Origin of the sequence: Zoogloea sp. LCSB751 (assembly GCF_002028455.1) — a bacterium.
Lineage (GTDB): Bacteria > Pseudomonadota > Gammaproteobacteria > Burkholderiales > Rhodocyclaceae > Zoogloea.
In genome coordinates, this window is the sequence record NZ_MWUM01000001.1 from 422009 (window position 1) to 441927 (window position 19919).

Here is a 19919-nt window from a genome sequence, read left to right on the forward strand (position 1 = left end):
CTTATTTCATCAGGGTGTTGATTTCGATGATCGGCTGCATCACCGCCATCACGATGAGCAGCACGAAGCCGCCCATCATCAGCAGCAGGATCGGTTCGAGCAGGGCGGTGAGCGTGGCGGTGCGGTTCTCGAGTTCGGCCTGTTGCAGGCGGGCGGCGCGGTCGAGGAGCTCGTCGATGCGGCCGGTGGCTTCGCCGTTGGCCAGCATGTGGATCAGCAGCGGCGGAAACTGGTGGCTGGCGCCCAGCGCGCGGGACAGCGGCTGGCCTTCACGCACCCGCTCGGCGGCGACGCCCACCGCGTCGGCCAGCGGCAGGCGGCTGATCACCTGGCGGCCGGCGTCCAGCGCGGCGAGCAGCGGTACGCCGCTACCGGCGAGGATGGACAGGGTACTGGCGAAACGGGTCGCGTCGAGGGTGCGCAGATGGCGGCCGAGCACCGGCAGGCGCAGCAGCCAGGCGTCCCAGCGGCGTTTGACGGCGGTGTCGCGCAGCGCGCCGCGGGCGGCCAGGATGGCGCCGATGATGGCCAGGATCATCAGCCAGCCCCATTCGCGTAGCACGGCGCTGACCACGATCAGGCTGCGGGTGAGGAGCGGCAGCGCCTGCTTGCTTTGCTGGAAGACGGACACCACCTGCGGGACCACGTAAGTCATCAGGCCGATGATGACCATCAGCGCCACGCTGGCGACGATGGCCGGATAGAGCAGGGCCTGCAGGGTCTTGGTGCGCAGTGCGTTGCTGCGGTCCAGGTAGTCGGCCAGTTCGGTCATCACCTTGGCCAGTTCGCCGGATTTTTCGCCGGCCGCCACCGAGGCCCGGTACAGCGTCGAGAAGGCCTGCGGATAGCGGTCCAGCGCGGCGCGCAGGCTGTAGCCGGAGAGGATCTCGGAGCGCACGCCGGCCAGCAACTGGCGGGTGGCCTCGGTTTCGGCCTGCTCGATGAGGGCCGCCAGCGCCTGCTCGACGGTGAGGCCGGAGGCCAGCAGCGTGGCCCACTGGCGGGTCAGCAGGGTGAGGTCGGCGTCCTTCAGCTTGCGCCGCGCGACCTTGGCACCGCCGCTCCCCTGGGCCACCGAGGCGACCTCCAGCGGAAACAGGCCGCGCTCGCGCAGTAGGCCGCGGGCAGCCTTGCCGGTGTCGGCTTCGAGGACGCCGGCGGATTCCTTGCCGGCGGCGTCGAGGGCGCGGTAGCGGAAAGCGGTCATTCGCGGGTCACGCGGAACAGTTCTTCCGCCGAGGTGTGGCCGTCGGCCAGCAGGCGCAGTCCGTCGTCGCGCAGGCTGCGGGTGCCGTGGGCGAGGGCGTGGGCGCGCAGCGCGGCCTCGTCGGCGCCGGTGTGGATGAGGCGCTGGAAGGCGTCGTCGACGACGATCAGCTCATAGATGCCGCTGCGCCCCGAGTAACCGGTACGCGAGCATTCCGGGCAGCCGGGGGCGTGCCACAGCTGGGCCGGCGCACTGTCGCCGAGTAGCTCGCGGTCGGTGGCGGTCGTTGTTTCCGGCGTGCGGCAGGCCGGGCACAGCTTGCGTACCAGGCGCTGGGCCAGCACGCCGCGCAGCGTGGACGCCAGCAGGAAGGGCTCGACGCCCATGTCCACCAGGCGGGTGACCGCCGAGGCAGCGTCGTTGGTGTGCAGGGTGGCGAGCACCAGGTGGCCGGTGAGGCTGGCCTGCACGGCGATCTGGGCGGTCTCCAGGTCGCGGATCTCGCCGATCATGATGACGTCCGGATCCTGACGGAGAATCGCCCGCAGAGCCCGCGCGAAGGACAGGTCGATGCGGCTGTTGACCTGGATCTGGCCGACGCCGGGCAGGTCGTATTCGACCGGGTCCTCGACGGTGACGATGTTGAGGCTGGTGGCGTCCATGCTCTGCAGCGCCGCATACAGCGTGGTGCTCTTGCCGGAGCCGGTGGGGCCGGTGACGAGCAGGATGCCGTGGGGTTCGGTGAGCAGGCGCGCGAAGGGGGCGACGGTGTCGGCGGCCATGCCCAGGCTGTCGAGGCTGCGCTGGCCGTTGCCCTTGTCGAGCAGGCGCAGCACGATGCGCTCGCCGTGGGTGGTGGGTAGCGTGGACACCCGCACGTCCACCTGGCGGCCGGCCAGGCGCAGGGCGATGCGGCCGTCCTGGGGCAGGCGCTTTTCGGCGATGTCGAGGCTGGCCATGATCTTGATGCGCGAGGCCATCGCGGCGTGCAGCGCCCGGTGGGGCTGGGCCACGTCCACCAGCACGCCGTCGCGGCGGAAGCGCACCACCGAGTGGCGCTCGTAGGGCTCGATGTGGATGTCGCTGGCGGCCTGGCGCACGGCCTGCGTCAGCAGGGCATTGATCATGCGGATGATCGGCGCGTCGTCCTGGGTTTCCAGCAGGTCTTCGACGGCCGGCAGCTCGGTCATCAGCTGGGTCAGGTCCACCTCTTGCCCGACGTCGGCGACCACCTCGGCGGCGTTGCCGTCGGTGCCGGAATACGCTTCGGCGAGGCGGGCCTCGAAGCCGGCGCGGGGCAGGGTCTCGATGCGCAGCGGGACGCCGAGGCTGCGGCGCACTTCGGCGAGGGCGGCCAGGTCGGCGCCTTCGCGCAGGATCAGGTCGGCGTGCTCGCCGCCGTGGGCGGCGACGAGGATGCCGTGGGCCTTGGCGAAGGCATAGGGCAGCGACGGGGCGCTCATGGGGTCGGCGGCGTGGTGGTCTGGGTCGGGGCGGCGGCGGCCGGTTCGGGGATGCGGTAGAAGGGCACGGTGGGCGCCGGGCTGCCCGGCGGCGGCAGCTCGGGGGCGCTCGGCTCGTTGCGCATCAGCGCCTCGGTGCGGTCGATGGCGCGCTGCTGGCCGATGACGTAGTTGTAGCGGTCGGACGACAGGTTCTGGATGCTGGCCGCGTCGCGCAGGATCACCGGGCGCAGGAAGACGATCAGGTTGGTCTTGCCGCGGCTGCGGGTGTTGTAGCGGAACAGGCCGCCCACGTAAGGCAGGTCGCCGAGCACAGGCACCTTTTCGACGCCGCCGTTGTAGGTGTCTTCCACCAGGCCGCCGAGGGCGATCACGGCACCATCGTCCACGAGTACGGTGGATTCGATGGAGCGCTTGGTGGTGGACGGGCCGTTGGTGGCGGTGGCGGTGGTGTCGATGATCGCCGAGGCTTCCTGGTAGATCTGCAGGCGCACGGTGCCGCCTTCGGAGATCTGCGGCTTGACCTTCAGCGTGAGGCCGACGTCCTTGCGTTCGACGGTGGTGAACGGGTTGGTGGTGGTGCCGCCGGTGGTGGCGTAGGAGCCGGTGACGAAGGGCACGTTGCGGCCGACGACGATCTTGGCTTCCTCGTTGTCGAGGGTCACCAGGTTGGGCGTGGACAGGATGTTGGCCTTGGTGTCGGACTCCAGGAAGCGCGCCAGCATGTTGAGGTTGGCGATTTCCTTGCCGCCGACGGTGACCGTTCCGCCGCCGAGGACCAGGTTGAGGCCGTTGCCCGGCAGCGTGGCGGACGAGCTGGAGGCCAGCCCGGCGGCGAGGTTGAGGATGTTGTTGCCGCTGGAGCTGAAGCTGGTGCCGCCGTAGACGCCGGTGGAGCCGATCTTGCCGGCCTGCCACTGGATGCCGATCTCGGCGGCCTTCTCGGTGCTGACCTCGGTGATCAGGGCTTCCACGTAAACCTGGGCGCGGCGCTTGTCGAGCTGGTCGATGACCTTGCGGATGTTGTTGTAGATGGCGTCCGGCGCGGTGATGATCAGGGAGTTGGTCATCGGGTCGGCCTGGATGAAGCCATTGCCGGTGCCGCTGTTGTTCGTGCTGCTGTTGCTGAAGGACGGCGTCGTGCCCATCGTGCTGGTGCTCGAGCCGCTCGTGGTGGAGCTGCCAGTCGTGCCGGTGGTGTTCGCGGTCGGGGCAAAGCTGCTGCCCTGGCTGCTGCTGCCCGTTCCGGTGGTGGAGCCGGCTTCGCCGGACACCACCGCGCGGAGGGTTTGGGCGACCTTCACGGCCTCGGCGTTCCGCAGGTAAACCACGTGGATGTTGCCGGCGGCGCCGGGTTGGTCCAGGTTGGCCACCAGTTGGCGCACGGCGTTGATCTTTGAGGGGTTGTCGGAGCGGATCAGCAGGCTGTTGGTGCGCGGGTCGCCGATCACCGTGACGCGCTGGCTGGCGTCGCCGCTGGTGCCCGGTGCGGTGGCGGCGATGCCGCTGGCGCCGTCGTTGAGCAGGCGGGTGACGGTCTGGGCCAGGTCGAGGGCCGAGGCATGCTTGAGCGGCATCACGCGCATGTCGCCCTGGGGGACGTCGATGGATTCGATGATCTGCGCGATGCGGCCGATGTTCTCGGCGTAGTCGGTGACCACCAGCGAGTTGTTGCCGGGGTAGGCGGTGACGGTGTTGTTGGGCGACACCAGCGGGCGGATCACCGGCACCAGCTGGGCGGCCGATTCGTTCTTCAGGTTGAAGACCTGGGTGGTCAGGCGGTCGCCGCCACCTGCGCCGTTGCCTTTGCCGACCGGCACCGCATGCAGCTTGGCGTCGGCTTCCGGCACGATCTTGGTGACGCCCTGGCCTTCGACCGCCGCATAGCCCTGCAGGCGCAGCGCGGACAGCAGGATCGAGTAGGTCAGGTGGCGGGCCACCGGGCGGGCGGTGACGATGTTGAGGGTGCCCTTGACGCGCGGATCGACGATGAAATTGCGCCCGGAGATCTTGGAGATGGCCTGGATCACCGCGCCGATGTCGGCATTCACGAAGTTGAGGGACACCGGTTCGCCGCTGGCGGCAGTTCCGTTGTCGGCCGCGAAGGCCAGCGGAGCCGGCAGGGCCAGGGTCGTGGCGACGGTGGAGGCGAGGCAGGCGGCGAGAACGCGCCGGGTGACCCCGGGGCGACGGCGGGCTGATTTCATTGGTTGCTGACAGGTTGCGCCGGGAAGCCGGCGGGGAATGGGGTTTGCGTGGGGGCTGCGGAGCCCTGCGTGTCGCCACCGTTGGCCGGCGTCGGGATCTGGAAGACGGCCGGCGGGGGCACGACGGCTCCGGACTGTGTGGCCTGGGCGTCGTTAACCGTGGGCGCGCCGCCGCGTTCGACGAGTTTGATGGTCTGGCGGGCGTCGCCCGTGGACAGCTCGATGCTGTCGCGGCCGACCGTGGCCAGCCTGACGCCGGGCTGAATCTCCTGGCCTTCGACGAAGCCCTGCTGGGCGCCGCCGTCGACGGCGATGACCGCCCAGCCGGGACGACCGTCGCTGCCAGTCACCACCGCCTGCAGCGTGTAGCGGCCGACCGGCGCGGCGATGGCGGCAGGGCCGCCGGCGGACTGGCCCATCAGGTGCCGGCTGGCGATGGCCTGAGCGGCGGCCTGTGGGTCGGCCACGGTGGCAACGGGCAGGGCCGGCGCGCGCGGGGCGCTGAAACGCCAGAACAGGTCGGCCGCCACCCAGGCGGACAGGGCCAGCGCGACACCCCAGGCGACGGGGGGGGCGAAGCGCGCGGCGCGCGGCCAGGACAGGCGGGACAGGTCGAAGCGTTCGGACAGGTTCATCGGGTGCGTCGCACAAAAGACCGACAATCTTAGCCGGCCTCTGTTACGGGATAAAGCACCGCGATGACGCAGGGGTGCGATCCACGTCCATCGCCCCCTGCGGCAGGAAAGGTTTAGGCGGATAGGCCGACGGTGAGGGAGGCGGAATGGCCGCTGGTCACGGAGCCGCTGATGGAGGCCATCTGAAGGCTGGAGCCGTCGCTGTTGTAGTTAGAGTCGTCGCCCGGGGCCGGCTGTAGCGGGGTACAAACAGGTTAAGGCAGGGGGCTCTCCGAAGGCGCACGGCCGGCCAGCGCTGCAGGCAGGGCCTCCGACCAGTGGAGCGCGTCCAGCAAGGCGGCGAATTCGCCGTCGGGGGGCGCGACCAGGTCGAGGGGCTGGCTAGTGTGAGGGTGCGTGAGCTGCAGGCGGGCGCACGCCAGCAGCATGCGGTGGCAGTCGAAAAGCTCTTGGAACAGCCGGTTGTGGCGGCCTTTGCCGAAGGTTGAGTCGCCGATGATGGGGTGGGCGATGTGCTTCAGGTGGCGGCGGATCTGGTGGCGGCGGCCGGTGTGGGGCGTCAGCTCCAGCAGCGCGTAGCGGCTGGTCGGGTAGCGGTCCACCTGGTGCGGCAGTTCGCAGACAGCCAGCCGGCGGAAGTCGGTGACGGCCGGCTGGGCTTCGTCCGAACTCTTCTCGCCGACCCATTCCTTGTCGTCGCGGCGGCGTGACAGCGGGTGGTCGATGTGTCCGGCTTCGGGCGGATGGCCGCGCACAACGGCCAGGTAGGTCTTGAGGACCTGCTGGCCTTCGAATTGGGCGCCGAGGGCGCGGGCCGTGTCCCTGTCCAGCGCGAACAGCAGCACGCCGGATGTGCCGCGGTCGAGGCGGTGGGCGGGATACACGTGGCGACCGAGCTGGTCGCGCAGCAGTTGCACGGCAAAACGGGTTTCGTGGCGGTCCAGTTCGCTACGGTGGACCAGCAGCCCGGCGGGCTTGTGGATGGCGACGAGGTGTTCGTCCTGGAAGAGGATGGGCAGCATCGGGCGATGGTAGCCGATGGAGGCCCTGCGGCGGCAATCGCCAGTCCCGTTGGGGCGAGTGAATTCACCCTAACGGATGCGCCGGCCCTGTTGTCGGGGCTGTTCAGCCGACTTGCTGTTCGCCGCGCGCGAGGCGTTCGCGGATGGCGTGGAGGACTTCCTCGTCGGTTTCGATGTCGAGCAGCGCGACGAGGGCATCGAGCGGGGCTTGGGCGACAGCGGCGAGGCGTACCGACCAGTCGGGATCGGCCAGCATCTTCGCTGCATCCGGTGGCAGCATGCGCCCGGCCGCTATGCGGCGGACCTCCGCCTCGCTGTCGTCGGCATAACAGTTGAGCGCGAAGGGCGGCAGGCGGCTGGCGACGGCCTTGCGGACTTCCCGTTCGGGGTCGTGGATCAACGGACGCAGCAGGCCATGGGAGACCTTGCGGACGGCGAACATGCGCACCAGGTAGTCGATGTCCTTGAGTGCCCATTCGAGCTGTTCCGCGGGCAGGCGTTGCACGGCGATGGCACGCACGTCCCGGTCCGGATCGCGGATCAGTTCGGGCAGGCGCTCGTCGGGGATGCGGCCGGCGACGACGCGGCGCACGACTTCGTCGGCGTCGTGCATCAGGTGGTCGATCTTTTCCAGCGGGGCGTAACGGGCGGCAATCGCCCGCCGCTCCCAGAAGTCGTCGCCCAGGTAAGCCTCGGCTTCGCCGGGGTTGGCGCGGAAGAAGCGGTCGATCTGACGGCCGCTCATCGCCACCACGCAGCGGTCGCCAGGCGTGCATTGGCCGGCGGCGAGGAGGTTGGCGTGGTGGCAGCCGGCACAGTCGGCTGCCACCACGCGCAGGCCATGGGCGCCCCTGTCAGTCATCGTCGCCGGACAGCAGAGTGAACACGATGCCGCAGGCGCGATCCTCGTTGGTGGTGAGGGAGACGCAGTGCTCGGTGGCATCCAGCAGGTACATGGCCACGCCGTCGTGCGCGAGCCAGGTCGGCATGCGGGCCGGGATGTCGTCCTCGTTGCAGAGCAGCAGGCGCAGGCCGGGATGCTCGACGCGCATGACGGCGAGCATTTCGGTGGAGCCGTTGTGGGCCTTGACCCGCGCGGCCAGCTCGCGGGCCAACTCGGGGGTGATCTGGGGGCGTGGGGGCAGGGCGTTGGGGGCGTTCATGATTCGGCCTCCTCCACCTCGGTATCCTCGGCAAAGCGGGCCAGGGATGCCGGTTCCACCCCCATCACGCGGGCCAGCCACGGCGGCGGGGCGAGCATGGCGGTCTGCAGCTTGGCGAGGGCATTGGTTACCGGGCCGCCGGCCGGCCATTTGACCGGATGCACGCCGGCGCGCACGACCTTGGCCGCGGCGGGGCCGCCGATGGACTGGACGTAGACCAGCTGGCAGTCGGCGATCAGCGCCGAGCGGGCGACGTTTTTGTCTTCCTCCGCGTCGGCCTCGGCGGTGCCGCGGACGGCCACCAGGCGGCTGTCGGTGGTGCTGACTTGATAGATCAGGAAGCGCTGGCAGGAGCCGAAGTGGCCGTCGGTCAGCTCGCCATTGTTGGAGGCCATCGCCACGCGCAGGCTGTTGGGCAGGTCGCCGTCGGCGTAGGGCTGCGGTTTGGGCAGGCCGTCATCGACGCCTTCGCCCCACAGGAAGCGGACGGCGCGCTTGATGGCCTCCTTGTCGATGGTGGTCTTGCCGTTTTCGCCGGCCAGCCACAGGTTCAGGTCGGCGACGGTGACGCCGCCGAGCTTGTCGGCGGTGAGGGGCAGGCCGAGCCGTTCGGAGACCACGCCAATGAAGCCGCGCAGGTCGAGTTCGGGGATTTCGCGGACTGCCAGGGCGAGTCGCAGGGCGATCTCGCGGGTGAGGGGGGCGGTTTCACTCATGGTTTCTCTCCTTGGGCTGGTCCTCGTGCCGCTGTCGCTTCAGGGCGTTGGCACGATGCAGCCGTCCGTCGGACACACCGAGACGCACTGGGGCTCGTCGAAATGGCCCTCGCACTCGGTGCAGCTGTCCTGGTTGATCAGGACCGTGCCGCCCGACGCCTGGATCGAATGGGTCGGGCAGACGGTTTCGCAGTCGGCGCAGAAGACACACAGGGCTTGTCTGATCTCCATGGCCATGGCTGCGCAGTCCGTGCTGGGAGGTTCCGGTCGGGCGAGATCAGTCGTCCTCGCCGCCCATCCGCTTAGCCTTGACCGTGATCGGCAGGCGCGGCTGGGTTTCGAGGGGGTCGAAGTACCAGCGGCTGCCGTCCTTCAGGACGAGTTCGCCGCCCCAGCGCTCGGGCGTATCGAATTCGAGGGAGACGATGTCGTCTTCCAAGTCTTTCTTGGGCAGGTAGAACGACAACGCACCGTTGTCGCCGCGCCGGATCATGATGTTCGCCATATCGGTGTACTCCTTCTGTTCGTGCCGAAGCCCCCGTCCGGGGACGGGGGCTTGCGGGGATGCCGATTAACGAACCAGGTCGTGGTTGTAGTCGGTAGTACCCATGCCGCGGGTTTCTTCGTCGAGACGTTCCATCACCGCATTCACCAGGGTGGTGAGCATGTACATGGCACCTTCGTAACCAAGGGTGGTCATGCGATGCAGGTGGTGACGGTCGAAGATCGGGAAGCCGAGGCGGATCACCGGAACTTCGAACTCCTTGCCCTTGTGCAGGGTGTCGCGCTGGATGTACTTGGCGTAGGAGTTGCCGATCAGGAAGTCAGGCTTGTCGGTGAAGACCAGGCTGCGCATGTGCCACAGGTCGCAGCCGGGGTAGGCCTTGCCGTGGATGCCGTACGGCGAGCTGGCCAGCAGCTTGTCGATGGCCTTGGCCCACTTCTTCGAGCCGTTGTTGGACAGGATGTGAGTCGGCTCGGCACCGCATTCCATCAGGAACTTGGTCAGGCCCAGGGTGAAGTCCGGATCGCCATACAGCGCGAACTTCTTGCCGTGCAGCCAGGTGTGGGAGTCGCCCATCATGTCCACCAGGCGGCCGCGCTCCAGCTCGAGGCTGGCGGGAATCGGCTTGCCGGTGACTTCCGATATCTTCATCAGGAGTTCGTCGGTCCAGTCCAGGCCCATCGGGATGTTGAGCTTGGGAACGTCGTGCTTCCAGGTGTTCTCGACGAACTTCTTGGTCTTTTCCAGTTGCATCGGCTGGAGCAGGACCGTGGTGATGGCGTTCGGCGCGGTCTTGACCTCGTCGATGGTGGTGCCGCCTTCATACATGCGGAACTTGCCGTCGGACGGGGTATCGAGCACTTCGGTGGGGTCGGACAGCAGCGTCGCGTCGACACCCATCTCACCCATCATGCGCTTGATGACGCGATAGTTGCCGAGGTAGGTCTCGAAGCCCGGCACGAAGTTCACCTTCTGGCTGGAGCCGACAACCTTGTCGTCCATGGCGTTGAGGGTGAAGTAGCGGGCGATGCCTTCGAACATGTTGTCCCAGCCGGTGGTGTGGCTACCGACGAAGGACGGGGTGTGTGCGAAGGGGACCGGGTATTCCTTCTCCAGGTGACCTTCCTTCTTGGCGTTGTTGATGAACGCGTTGAGGTCGTCACCGATCACCTCGGCCATGCAGGTGGTGGACACGGCGATCATGGTCGGCTTGTAGATCGCCTTGGCGTTGGCGAGACCGTCGAACATGTTCTTCTGGCCACCGAACACGGCTGCATCTTCCGTCATGGAGTCGGACACGCAGGAAACCGGCTCGCGGAAATGACGGTTGAAGTAGGTGCGGAAGTAGGCCACGCAGCCCTGCGAACCATGGACGTACGGCATGGTCTTTTCGAAGCCCAGCGCGCACAGCACGGCGCCGAGGGGTTGGCAGGCCTTGGCGGGGTTGACCGTCAGGGCTTCGCGCTTGAAGTTGAGTTCCTGGTACTCGGCGGTGGTGCTCCAGGTGAAGGCTTCGTCAACCTTGGAGGTTTCGTGGCCTTCTTCGTAGTCTTCCTTCTTCCGCTTCAGAACGTCCTTGTACTCGTCGTTGCGGAACAGGGGATAGCACGGCTTGATGTCGTCGACTTCTTGCATTTCTCGTCTCCCAGCCCGGCCGCCAATCTGCGGACCCAGGCAACAGGTCGGAAAGGTGGGTGGCGATCAGGTCGTCACCCGCATGGGGCTTGCGTCGCCCCGCCGCGAGGGCAGGGCCGATGCAGCAGACTTGCTACGGAATCAGGCGGCAGCAGCCAGCGGGGCTGCGTCGTCGTTCTTCTTCCACGGCGGGGTCTGCGTCTTCCAGCAGGGGTTGTTCAGGGTCATGTCCATGTCACGGGCGAAGATCGCGAAACCGTCGTAACCGTGGTAGGGACCCGAGTAATCCCAGGAGTGCATCTGACGGAAGGGGATGCCCATCTTCTGGAAGATGAACTTTTCCTTGATGCCGGAGCCGACGAGGTCGGGCTTGACCTTCTTGACGAACTCTTCGAATTCGAAGCCGGTCACGTCGTCGTAGAGCAGGGTCGCATTGCCCATTTCCTTGACGGTGCGTTCGTAGTCGTCGTTGTGGGCGAATTCGTAGCCGGTGCCGACCACTTCCATGCCCAGGTCTTCATACGCGCCGATCACGTGACGGGGACGCAGGCCGCCCACGTACAGCATGACCCGCTTGCCTTCGAGGCGCGGACGGTACTTGGCGATGACGGCGTCCATCATGGCCTTGTACTTGGCGATCACGCGCTCGGCGCCTTCCTTGATGGTGTCATCGAAGTAGGTGGCGATCTTGCGCAAGGATTCCTCGACCTTGGTCGGGCCGAAGAAGTTGTACTCGACCCAGGGAATCCCGTACTTCTCTTCCATGTGACGGCTGATGTAGTTCATCGAGCGGTAGCAGTGGAGGAGGTTCAGCTTGACCTTCGGGGTGTTCTCCATTTCGGCCAGGGTGCCGTCGCCGGACCACTGGGCGACCACGCGCAGGCCCATTTCCTCGAGGAGGATACGGGACGACCAGGCGTCACCACCGATGTTGTAGTCGCCGATGATGGCCACGTCGTACGGGGTGGAGGCGAATTCCTTGGCATCGCGGTTGCCGATCACCCAGTCACGGATCGCGTCGTTGGCGATGTGGTGGCCGAGGGACTGGGAAACACCGCGGAAGCCTTCGCAGCGCACCGGAACGACGGTCTTGCCGAACTTGGCGGTCGCCTTCTTGGAAACGGCTTCGATGTCGTCGCCGATCAGGCCGATCGGGCACTCGGACTGCACGGAGATGCCCTTGTTCAGCGGGAACAGCACTTCGATCTCGTCGATCAGCTTGGCCAGCTTCTTGTCGCCACCGAAAACGATGTCGCGTTCCTGGAAGTCGGAGGTGAAGTTCATTTCGCCGAAGGCATTCACCCCGGTCACGCCGACGTAGTAGTTGCGACGACCGGCACGGGAGTACTGACCGCAGCCGACGGGGCCGTGGGAGATGTGGATCATGTCCTTGATCGGACCCCACACCACGCCCTTGGAGCCGGCATAGGCACAGCCGCGGATCGTCATCACGCCGGGCAGGGACTTGCGGTTGGAAGTGATGCACTTCTTGGCATTGGCTTCGTGGTCGTTCACCGCGAGGTGCTTGGCACGATCCTTTTGAGCCTTTTCGGGGTAAACCTCCAGCACCTCCTGGATGAGGGCTTCGGTTTCTTCACGCGTAAGCGCAGCCATGGTGTTGCTCCTTTTGCGTCCCGCTAATCTGCGGCGACGAAATCAGGTTGGCGAAGAAGGTGCCGGCGGGCGCAGCCGGCACCGGGGTACGGCGTAGCGCGCTGATCAGGCGGCCAGTTCGGAGGCAGTCTTGCCGACGATGGTCTCGTCTTCCTGCTCCATGATCCCGAATTCCATCAGCAGGGACTCGAGCTCTTCCATTTCGATCGGGGTCGGGATCACGAACTTCTTGTTCTCGAACACCTTGCGAGCCAGAGTGCGGTACTCGTCGGCTTGCTTGTGGGTGGGGTCGTATTCGATCACGGTCATACGACGGATTTCGGCGTGCTGCACAGCGTTGTCACGCGGCACGAAGTGGATCATCTGGGTGCCCAGGCGCTCGGCCAGGGCGATGATCAGTTCGTCTTCGCGGTCGGTGTTACGGCTGTTGCAGATCAGGCCGGCCAGACGCACGCCACCGGAGTTGGCGTACTTCACGATGCCCTTGGCGATGTTGTTGGCTGCGTACATGGCCATCATTTCGCCGGAGCAGACGATGTAGATTTCCTGGGCCTTGTTCTCGCGGATGGGCATGGCGAAGCCGCCACACACCACGTCGCCGAGCACGTCGTAGAACACGAAGTCCAGGTCTTCGTCGTAGGCGCCTTCTTCTTCAAGGAAGTTGATGGCGGTGATAACGCCGCGGCCAGCGCAGCCGACGCCGGGTTCCGGGCCGCCGGATTCGACGCACTTGACGCCGCCGTAACCGACGGACAGGACGTCTTCGAGCTCGAGGTCTTCAACGGAGCCGGCTTCGGCAGCCAGGGCCATGACGGAGGTCTGGGCCTTGGAGTGCAGGATCAGGCGGGTGGAGTCAGCCTTCGGGTCGCAGCCGACGATCATGACTTTCTTGCCCATTTCGGCCAGGGCCGCTACCAGGTTCTGGGTGGTAGTAGACTTACCAATACCGCCCTTGCCGTAGATGGCGCATTGACGCAGTGCCATTTCGATTCTCCTTGGGTTTATCAATCCGACGAGACCCTATGCCTCGTGTGACTACTTAATCGCAAGCGCTGTGCCATGTTCTGGTTGTTTATTTAAGTTATTGAATTTGTTTGATTAAATTGTTTTTGTAGGGTGCTGTTGTCGCGTGTGGGATGCGACAAGACCCCACGCTTTGTAGGGAGTTTCACAGCTTGGAGGATGTCGTCGGAGTGAAAGGGCTTGGGGGCGTGCCAGCCTTGCCGCGGGGCGCCCGCCTGCCGATCAACCGCTGCAACCTGCCGGCGGCGATCATCGGTGGACTGACCTATCAGCGGAATCCGGCGCCGCTGGTCATCGACGGGGTATGGGAACTGCACCGCGGCCTGTTCGAAATGCTCGACGGGCTACCCGACGTAGCCCTGAGGGCCCAGCGTTTCGTTGACTACATGGTGGTGAGCTTCCGCCTGGAGGCGCTGGAGGAGGCCGGGCTCAACCCGGACTTCGGGTGGTTGGCGCCGTGCCGCAACCGGGCTCCAGCGCGCAGCAACAGCAATTACCAGCGCGTGGTGCGCGGCTGGGCTTTCGACGCTGATGGCCGGGAGGCGGCGGTGCTCAAGGGCTGGGTGGAGTCGCGCTTCGGGCTGACGCCGCGCTACCACCGGGGATCGCTGGCCGACACCGGCAGCGAAGCCTACTGGCGCTACCTGGAGGCCCGCTCGGCCGGGCTGTATGGCACCAATGCCCTCGAGGCGCAGCTCGATCTCTTATATGCCTACACGCAATACGAACTGCACCGGCCGGACCCGGACTGCACCCACCTGACGCTGTTCCGCGGCGTGAACAAGCTCGACGCCCACGAGCGGATCGCCGGGTACGGGCGCTCCGACAGCATCTACCTGCTCAACAATCTCAATTCCTTCTCCACTTCCCGCGAGCGGGCCAGCGAGTTCGGCGACTACATCCTGCAGGCCGAGGTCCCGCTGACCAAGATCTTCTTCTACAACCACCTGTTGCCCGGCATGTTGAAGGGCGAGGACGAGTTCGCGGTGATCGGCGGCCTCTACGCGGTGCAGGTCACCACCTTCTAGTCTTTTCCTGTGTTTCTCCCCCATAGGGCAATCCCCACAGGGGCAGCCCTTTACGGCTTGTCGTGAATGCGACAACTGGCGGGAAGCCTGCGTGAAGGCGCTTTGTACTGCAGCCGACAAATGGTCTGCAGGCCGCGCGGGGCGGGGCATTGGCGGGGTAGGGGGCGCTCCCGGTGGCATGGCACGGGCTTTGCGTAAAGACTGGCATTCGAGGTCAATCTTTTCGGAGGCCATCATGGCGAGCCCTGCCAACCTGAACCTGCAACTCCTCGCTGCAGCCGGTGATCCGTCCGACGTGACCACCATTGCGCTGGCTGGCGTGATCGCCGCCGCCACGCTGCGTCCGGCCGAATATTCGGCGCCGATCGCCGGGCTGGGGGTGGAGGAGTTCGCCTGGCTGCTGGAGAGCGAATTCCCTTACCTGGAGTGGAATACACACTTGGCCCTGCGCGTGCAGCAGAAGTCGGCGCCGCGTCCATCCAATTCCCTCGACGAGTTCTCCGACCTGCTGGCCCTGTTGTGGGATCACCGGGCCGAGGACGACACGCGCAGCCTGTGGCTGGCCTGTGCAGTATCTACCGCCTGCATGGCGGCCAATCATCTGTGGCAGGACATGGGCCTGCCATCCCGCCACATGCTCGGCGAGGTATTGCAGACCCACTTCCCGGTCTTGCACAGCCTCAACAGCGGGGACATGAAGTGGAAGAAATTCTTCTACAAGCAGTTGTGTGACCGCGCCGAGGTGCATGCCTGCCGGGCGCCGAGCTGCACGGTGTGCAACGACCGCCCGACCTGCTTCGGCCCCGAGGACGGTCTGCCGCTGGCGGCCTTTGCGCCGGCCGCCGTGGCCCTGCATGCCTGATCTCCGTTTGCGCCGGCCTGTCCGCCCGCTGGCCGCTCTCTGCGGCTGGCGCGGCGGCGGCCGCGATTTCTGCGTTCACCTTCCTTTTTCTCCATCCCCACGGAGTCATCCATGAGTCAGACCATTCCTGCCGATCTCCTGGCCCAGTTGCATGCCGGGCTTGCTTCCGGCGCCATCGTTCCCTACCTGGGCGCCGGCGCCCTGGCCCACGTCACTCACAAGGTCAGCGGCAAGCCGATTCCGGCCGACAGCAACAGCCTCATCCTGGCCATGAACAACGGCCAGCCGATGGCGCCGCGGCTGATGTACGAATTCCCGCGGGCGGCGATGAACGTCGAGCTCAAGCGCGGCCGCGCCGCGGTGAACAAGTTCCTGATCGCCACCTATGGTTCGGACGAGTGGACCGACTCGGCTTTCCACGGCTGGCTGGCCGGCTTCAATCCGGACTACGTGATCGACATCAACCGGGACACCCAGCTGCAGCGCCTGTGGTCCAAGACGCCGCACATCCTGGTGGTGGGCATCGCCCGCATGGCCGGCACGGCCTTCCGCTACCGGCTGTACCAGCATGACGGCGAGAAGTACGCCGAAGTCAGCAACGAAGGCGTGGACAGCTCGCTGCCGGTGCTCTTCAAGCCGATGGGCACGCCGTGGCCGCAGCCAGATTTCATCGCTTCCGACGCCGACTACGTGGATTACATCACCGAGCTGATGGGCGGCTTCTCCATTCCGCCCTTCCTGAAGGCCCGCCGCGTGAACAAGCGCTACCTGTTCCTCGGCCTGCGCCTCAACCGCGACACCGAGCGGATGGTGATGAGCGACATCATCTACGACTGTGCCACCGGCCCGGCGGCCTGGGCGCTGATCGAGGAGCCCTCTGCCAAGGAGCGCCGCTTCTGTGCGCGCCTGGGTATCGAGATCATCGAGGCGCCGATTTCGGCCCTCTACGGCGAGGCCCTGGCCGCCGCCTGATCCGGGCTGGAAGGGCGGCCTGAGGGCGGCCCTTCCGAACCAACGATCGCGGGGCGGGTCTATCTGCGATATGCAGAATACTCAAACCCCCTCCATCGATGCGCTGCTGGCATATGTCCATGCAGTGCTCCCGGACCATCGTCAGAGCCAGCGCGATCTGCGCAAGCTGGCAACCCACCTGCGGGCATTGCTGATCGCCGAAGACCTGCCCGACCGCATGGACGCCTGGCGGGCCCTCAACGGCTGGCTGGCCGGCGGCTCGTTGTGGAACGACGTCTATATCGATTCCACTGATGTTCATGGTTCCGCCACCCAGCGTTTCGCGGTGTTGATGGACGTGCTGGCGGCTCATCCCGAGCTTGCCGCAGAGCTGCGCCGCGCCATTCGCCAGATTCTCAACGAGACCGATGGGGCCAACCTGTTCGGCGAAGTGGGCATCCCCAGCGACCGGGGTTTCCTGTCCGAATTCGGCGACCGCCTGACCACGCGGCTGATTCCGTCGCCGCGGGACGATCACGACCTGGGCCATCTGATGAGCCGCAGCTATACGCGGACGCGGGATCTCACGCTGGTCCGCGGGCTGCAGCCGTCGTCCTTCCAGCGGCTGGTGGACCTCCTGTTTCCAGCCGACGAGCCGGCGATGACGGCGGCGCTCGAGCGGGCCATGGCCGACGGTTTCCGCCTGCTGCTGGCGCGCGTCCAGGGCCAGGGCCTGTCCCAGAAGCTACGCACGCGCAGCCAGCCGGGGCCGGTGTCCGGCTCGCCGTTCCGGCGTCTTGCCGACAGCGGCGAGAACCTGCTGTGCGCGTGGGAGCAGGGGCGCCTGTCCTCGCCGCTGCTGGAGGCGTGGGAGGCCGGCGTGGCGGCCTGCCGGGATGAGATGCACGTGATCTCCACGCGCCTCGAAGCGGAAGGCATCAGCGTGGACATCGTCTATGGCCTCGATGTGCTGGAGCGCTGCCTGGCCCGCCTGGAGGCCATCGTCGCGGTGATGCAGGCCGGGCGCAGCAGTCCGGCGCCGGTGCTGGCGCTGCTGCAGCAACTGGCCTTTGCCGCCCACGAGAGCACCAGCCTGTGGCACGTGGTGCGCAGCAACCTGCGCCGCCTGCAGCGGCGCATCGTGGACCGCGCCGGCGAGACCGGCGAGCACTACATCGCCGAGACGCCGAAGGACTACCGCCACATCTGGGTGGCGGCGGCCGGCGGCGGTTTGCTCACCGTGGCCACCGCGGCGATGAAGATGGCGATTGCCGGCGCCGGCCTGGCCCTGTTTCTGGAGGGGTTGGGGTCCGGCCTCAACTATGCGCTCAGTTTCCTGCTGCTGCAGGCGCTCGGCCTGATGCTGGCCACCAAGCAGCCGGCGATGACCGCGGCGACCTTCGCGGCGATCATCCGCGACAGCAAGGGCGAGGCGCGCCTGGAGCGCATCGTCGATTACGCCGCCTGCATCTGCCGCTCGCAGCTGGCGGCCACCATCGCCAACGTGGTGGTGGTGGCCTGCGGTGCTTATGCCTTCGACGCGGCCTGGCAGTGGGCCAGTGGCCATTCCTACCTGAGCCGGGCCGAGGCGGATTACGTGTTTCACGCGCTGAGTCCGGTGGACAGCGGCACGGTGTTCTACGCTGCGCTGACCGGCTGCATCCTGTACCTGGCAGCGCTCGTCGGCGGCTGGGTGGATAACTGGGCGGTCTATCACCGCCTGCCGCAGGCGATTGCCGAGCACCGCCTCGGCCATCGCTTCGGCCGTCTGCGCATGATCCGCCTGGCTGGCGTGGTGTCGCGCAACATGTCCGGCTGGGCCACCAACATCTCGCTGGGCCTGATGCTCGGCATGACCCCGGTGCTGGGGCGCTTCTTCGGCTTGCCGCTGGATGTGCGCCACGTGACCTTGAACTCCGGCATCCTCAGCCTCGCCACGTCGGCGCTGGACGTGGAGCTCAGCACCGGCCTGCTGTCCCTGGCGATCGCCGGGGTGGCGGTGATGTTCGTGCTCAACCTGGGGGTCAGCTTCGCGCTGTCGCTGCTGACGGCGGTGCGTGCCTACAACCTGCCGAAGGCGGATCTGAAGGAGCTGCGGCGGCGCTTGTGGCAGCGCCTGCGTCGTCAGCCGCGGGATTTCCTGATGCCGCCGCGCGTTCCGCAGCCGGCGTAGATTGATCTGGGGGGGCAGAGCACTTCCTGTGGGGGCGAATTCATTCGCCCCCACAGGTGCCCCTGCAGGAGACGCTGGCCGACGACTAGTGCAGATCGTCCTTGTCCGGCGGTAGCGGCAGGATGGGGATGCCTTCTTCCAGCAGTTCGATCATGTCACTGGGCTTGGCCTGGCCACGGATCGCCCGTTCCTCGGCATTGCCGTAGTGAATGCGGCGGGCCTCTTCGACGAAGCGTTCGCCAACGTCCTCGGACTGCCGGGCAGCGGCCCGCAGGGCCTCGATCAGCTTGGCCGCGATGGCCTGGGGATCCGGTTCCGCGGGGCGGGCATGGGACGAAGTCTGGACGTAGGGTGCCGAGGGCAGGCGCTTGATCTGGTGAGTGCCGCAATGGGGGCAGCTCACCAGGCCGCTGGCGAGCTGCTCTTCAAAGGCTTCGCTGGAAGCGAACCAGGCTTCGAAGCGGTGGCCCTGGCCGCAGCTGAGATCGAGGACGATCATGGCGTGAAACGGCCAGCGCCGGCAATAATGGTGCCCGGAACGGGAATCGAACCCGTAGGCCGTGAGGCGGCGGATTTTAAGTCCGCTGTGTTTACCAATTTCACCATCCGGGCAGAGCGGCTTATTTCTGCGGCTGCTCGGGCAGCGTGATGTTCACTTCGAGGATCTCGCAGTTGTCCTGCTTTTCGAGCTGGACCTTGATGTCGTCGAGGCCGACATTCACGTACTTGGAGATGACCTCGATGAGCTCTTTCTGCAGTGCCGGCAGGAAGTCCGGCGCGCGGTTGCTGGTTCGCTCGTGGGCGATGATGAGCGACAGGCGCTCCTTCGCCACCGAGGCGGTCTTGGGTTTCGAACCGAAAAAGTAGGAAAGGAGGGACATCTTACTTGCCTCCGAAGAGTCGCTTCAGGATGCCGGGCTTTTCGTAGCTGACGAAGCGCAGCGGGCGGTCTTCGTCGAGAAAGCGGGCCACCACGTCCTGGTAGGCGGTGGCGACATCGCTGTCCTTCAGGTGGATGGCCGGCGTGCCCTGGTTGGAGGCCTGCAGTACGTCGTCGGACTCGGGGATCACGCCGATCAGCGGTACGCGCAGCAGTTCCTGTACGTCCTTGTAGGACAGCATCTCGCCTTCTTCCACGCGCTTGGGCGCGTAGCGGGTGATCAGCAGGTGCTCCTTGACTGGCTCGCGGCCTTCGATGGCGCGGCGGCTCTTGCTCTGCAGAATGCCCAGGATGCGGTCGGAGTCGCGTACCGACGACACTTCGGGGTTGGACACCACGATGGCCTCGTCGGCGAAGGTCAGCGCCATCACGGCGCCGCGCTCGATGCCGGCGGGGGAGTCGCACACCACGTATTCGAATCCCATGTGGGAGAGATCCTTCAGGACCTTCTCGACGCCTTCCTCGGTCAGCGCGTCCTTGTCGCGGGTTTGCGAGGCGGGCAGGATGAACAGGTTCTCGCAGTGCTTGTCCTTGATCAGGGCCTGGCTCAGGTTGGCTTCGCCATTGATGACGTTGACCAGGTCGTACACCACGCGGCGTTCGCAACCCATGATCAGGTCGAGGTTGCGCAGGCCGACGTCGAAGTCGATGACCGCTGTCTTGAAGCCGCGCAGGGCCAGACCGGACGAGATGCTCGCGCTGGTGGTGGTCTTGCCGACGCCGCCCTTGCCGGACGTGATTACGATGACGCGTGTCACGATATCCCCTTAAATGG

General features: G+C 66.4%; 20 protein-coding genes and 1 tRNA gene. 4 read left to right on the forward strand and 17 right to left on the reverse strand.

Translation table 11 applies throughout. The features are described 5' to 3' along the window. Window position 1: 1 nt before the first annotated feature. The 13 genes from gspF to nifH form a co-directional block, all read right to left on the reverse strand. Complete coding sequence (gene gspF / locus B4920_RS02000; RefSeq protein WP_079432921.1) at window positions 2-1207, reverse strand: type II secretion system inner membrane protein GspF; 1206 nt, start codon at window positions 1205-1207, stop codon at window positions 2-4. Continuing rightward, the gene (gene gspE / locus B4920_RS02005; RefSeq protein ID WP_079432922.1) at window positions 1204-2670 is read right to left on the reverse strand and encodes a type II secretion system ATPase GspE; all 1467 of its coding nucleotides are present in this window, start codon (window positions 2668-2670) and stop codon (window positions 1204-1206) included. Before gspE ends, gspF begins: the two co-directional genes overlap by 4 nt. Next, on the reverse strand, window positions 2667-4877 hold the full coding sequence (gene gspD, locus B4920_RS02010) for a type II secretion system secretin GspD (RefSeq protein WP_079432923.1): 2211 nt from the start codon (window positions 4875-4877) through the stop codon (window positions 2667-2669). Before gspD ends, gspE begins: the two co-directional genes overlap by 4 nt. Then, window positions 4874-5512 carry a type II secretion system protein N gene (locus tag B4920_RS02015; RefSeq protein ID WP_079432924.1) on the reverse strand — a complete coding sequence of 213 codons (639 nt, stop codon included), beginning with the start codon at window positions 5510-5512 and terminating at the stop codon, window positions 4874-4876. Before B4920_RS02015 ends, gspD begins: the two co-directional genes overlap by 4 nt. A gap of 254 nt (window positions 5513-5766) precedes the next feature. Continuing rightward, the gene (locus B4920_RS02020) at window positions 5767-6534 is read right to left on the reverse strand and encodes a tRNA pseudouridine(65) synthase TruC (protein WP_079432925.1); all 768 of its coding nucleotides are present in this window, start codon (window positions 6532-6534) and stop codon (window positions 5767-5769) included. Between the two features lie 103 nt (window positions 6535-6637). Then, window positions 6638-7396: a 4Fe4S-binding leucine-rich repeat protein gene (locus tag B4920_RS02025; protein ID WP_079432926.1), complete on the reverse strand. Its 759-nt coding sequence runs from the start codon at window positions 7394-7396 to the stop codon at window positions 6638-6640. Further along, window positions 7389-7697, reverse strand: a complete 309-nt coding sequence (locus B4920_RS02030) for a hypothetical protein (RefSeq protein ID WP_079432927.1) — start codon at window positions 7695-7697, stop codon at window positions 7389-7391. Before B4920_RS02030 ends, B4920_RS02025 begins: the two co-directional genes overlap by 8 nt. Next, window positions 7694-8413 carry a dinitrogenase iron-molybdenum cofactor biosynthesis protein gene (locus B4920_RS02035; protein ID WP_079432928.1) on the reverse strand — a complete coding sequence of 240 codons (720 nt, stop codon included), beginning with the start codon at window positions 8411-8413 and terminating at the stop codon, window positions 7694-7696. Before B4920_RS02035 ends, B4920_RS02030 begins: the two co-directional genes overlap by 4 nt. A gap of 39 nt (window positions 8414-8452) precedes the next feature. Next, entirely contained in the window at window positions 8453-8644 is a 192-nt protein-coding gene (locus B4920_RS02040) for a 4Fe-4S dicluster domain-containing protein (RefSeq protein WP_305847111.1), read from the reverse strand. 46 nt (window positions 8645-8690) lie between these two features. Continuing rightward, complete coding sequence (gene nifT / locus B4920_RS02045) at window positions 8691-8918, reverse strand: putative nitrogen fixation protein NifT (protein WP_079432930.1); 228 nt, start codon at window positions 8916-8918, stop codon at window positions 8691-8693. A gap of 66 nt (window positions 8919-8984) precedes the next feature. Further along, the gene (gene nifK, locus B4920_RS02050; protein WP_079432931.1) at window positions 8985-10553 is read right to left on the reverse strand and encodes a nitrogenase molybdenum-iron protein subunit beta; all 1569 of its coding nucleotides are present in this window, start codon (window positions 10551-10553) and stop codon (window positions 8985-8987) included. A gap of 141 nt (window positions 10554-10694) precedes the next feature. Beyond that, window positions 10695-12167 carry a nitrogenase molybdenum-iron protein alpha chain gene (gene nifD / locus B4920_RS02055; protein WP_079432932.1) on the reverse strand — a complete coding sequence of 491 codons (1473 nt, stop codon included), beginning with the start codon at window positions 12165-12167 and terminating at the stop codon, window positions 10695-10697. Window positions 12168-12272: 105 nt separating this feature from the next. Next, entirely contained in the window at window positions 12273-13151 is an 879-nt protein-coding gene (gene nifH / locus B4920_RS02060; protein ID WP_079432933.1) for a nitrogenase iron protein, read from the reverse strand. Between the two features lie 191 nt (window positions 13152-13342). Here nifH and B4920_RS02065 point away from each other — a divergent pair, with 191 nt between their 5' ends. From B4920_RS02065 to B4920_RS02080, 4 genes are all read left to right on the forward strand, one after another. Then, window positions 13343-14218 (forward strand): NAD(+)--dinitrogen-reductase ADP-D-ribosyltransferase, encoded by an 876-nt coding sequence (locus B4920_RS02065; protein WP_254050812.1) that lies wholly within the window; start codon window positions 13343-13345, stop codon window positions 14216-14218. Window positions 14219-14453: 235 nt separating this feature from the next. After that, complete coding sequence (locus tag B4920_RS02070; RefSeq protein ID WP_079432935.1) at window positions 14454-15080, forward strand: nitrogen fixation protein NifQ; 627 nt, start codon at window positions 14454-14456, stop codon at window positions 15078-15080. A gap of 111 nt (window positions 15081-15191) precedes the next feature. Beyond that, the gene (locus B4920_RS02075; RefSeq protein ID WP_079432936.1) at window positions 15192-16052 is read left to right on the forward strand and encodes an SIR2 family protein; all 861 of its coding nucleotides are present in this window, start codon (window positions 15192-15194) and stop codon (window positions 16050-16052) included. A gap of 70 nt (window positions 16053-16122) precedes the next feature. Beyond that, on the forward strand, window positions 16123-18204 hold the full coding sequence (locus B4920_RS02080) for a hypothetical protein (RefSeq protein ID WP_079432937.1): 2082 nt from the start codon (window positions 16123-16125) through the stop codon (window positions 18202-18204). A gap of 85 nt (window positions 18205-18289) precedes the next feature. On the opposite strand, the gene B4920_RS02085 is transcribed toward B4920_RS02080, so the two are convergent. The 4 genes from B4920_RS02085 to minD all read right to left on the reverse strand — a co-directional run bounded on the left by B4920_RS02085 (window position 18290) and on the right by minD (window position 19902). Next, a complete protein-coding gene (locus B4920_RS02085) occupies window positions 18290-18703 on the reverse strand; it encodes a DUF1178 family protein (protein ID WP_079432938.1) in 414 nt (137 codons plus the stop codon). Window positions 18704-18731: 28 nt separating this feature from the next. Then, window positions 18732-18816: transfer RNA gene (locus B4920_RS02090), tRNA-Leu, on the reverse strand. Between the two features lie 8 nt (window positions 18817-18824). Continuing rightward, window positions 18825-19085 carry a cell division topological specificity factor MinE gene (minE, locus tag B4920_RS02095; protein ID WP_079432939.1) on the reverse strand — a complete coding sequence of 87 codons (261 nt, stop codon included), beginning with the start codon at window positions 19083-19085 and terminating at the stop codon, window positions 18825-18827. Window position 19086: 1 nt separating this feature from the next. Next, window positions 19087-19902 (reverse strand): septum site-determining protein MinD, encoded by an 816-nt coding sequence (minD, locus tag B4920_RS02100; RefSeq protein WP_079432940.1) that lies wholly within the window; start codon window positions 19900-19902, stop codon window positions 19087-19089. Window positions 19903-19919: the final 17 nt, after the last annotated feature.

Coding starts and splice junctions, on each gene's coding strand:
- B4920_RS02075 (WP_079432936.1), top strand. CDS start 15,192: ATGAGTCAGACCATTCCTGCCGATCTCCTGGCCCAGTTGCATGCCGGG.
- B4920_RS02020 (WP_079432925.1), bottom strand. CDS start 6,534: ATGCTGCCCATCCTCTTCCAGGACGAACACCTCGTCGCCATCCACAAG.
- B4920_RS02040 (WP_305847111.1), bottom strand. CDS start 8,644: ATGGAGATCAGACAAGCCCTGTGTGTCTTCTGCGCCGACTGCGAAACC.
- gspF (WP_079432921.1), bottom strand. CDS start 1,207: ATGACCGCTTTCCGCTACCGCGCCCTCGACGCCGCCGGCAAGGAATCC.
- gspD (WP_079432923.1), bottom strand. CDS start 4,877: ATGAAATCAGCCCGCCGTCGCCCCGGGGTCACCCGGCGCGTTCTCGCC.
- B4920_RS02085 (WP_079432938.1), bottom strand. CDS start 18,703: ATGATCGTCCTCGATCTCAGCTGCGGCCAGGGCCACCGCTTCGAAGCC.
- B4920_RS02025 (WP_079432926.1), bottom strand. CDS start 7,396: ATGACTGACAGGGGCGCCCATGGCCTGCGCGTGGTGGCAGCCGACTGT.
- B4920_RS02070 (WP_079432935.1), top strand. CDS start 14,454: ATGGCGAGCCCTGCCAACCTGAACCTGCAACTCCTCGCTGCAGCCGGT.
- gspE (WP_079432922.1), bottom strand. CDS start 2,670: ATGAGCGCCCCGTCGCTGCCCTATGCCTTCGCCAAGGCCCACGGCATC.
- B4920_RS02035 (WP_079432928.1), bottom strand. CDS start 8,413: ATGAGTGAAACCGCCCCCCTCACCCGCGAGATCGCCCTGCGACTCGCC.
- minE (WP_079432939.1), bottom strand. CDS start 19,085: ATGTCCCTCCTTTCCTACTTTTTCGGTTCGAAACCCAAGACCGCCTCG.
- nifT (WP_079432930.1), bottom strand. CDS start 8,918: ATGGCGAACATCATGATCCGGCGCGGCGACAACGGTGCGTTGTCGTTC.
- B4920_RS02015 (WP_079432924.1), bottom strand. CDS start 5,512: ATGAACCTGTCCGAACGCTTCGACCTGTCCCGCCTGTCCTGGCCGCGC.
- nifD (WP_079432932.1), bottom strand. CDS start 12,167: ATGGCTGCGCTTACGCGTGAAGAAACCGAAGCCCTCATCCAGGAGGTG.
- B4920_RS02030 (WP_079432927.1), bottom strand. CDS start 7,697: ATGAACGCCCCCAACGCCCTGCCCCCACGCCCCCAGATCACCCCCGAG.
- nifK (WP_079432931.1), bottom strand. CDS start 10,553: ATGCAAGAAGTCGACGACATCAAGCCGTGCTATCCCCTGTTCCGCAAC.
- B4920_RS02080 (WP_079432937.1), top strand. CDS start 16,123: ATGCAGAATACTCAAACCCCCTCCATCGATGCGCTGCTGGCATATGTC.
- nifH (WP_079432933.1), bottom strand. CDS start 13,151: ATGGCACTGCGTCAATGCGCCATCTACGGCAAGGGCGGTATTGGTAAG.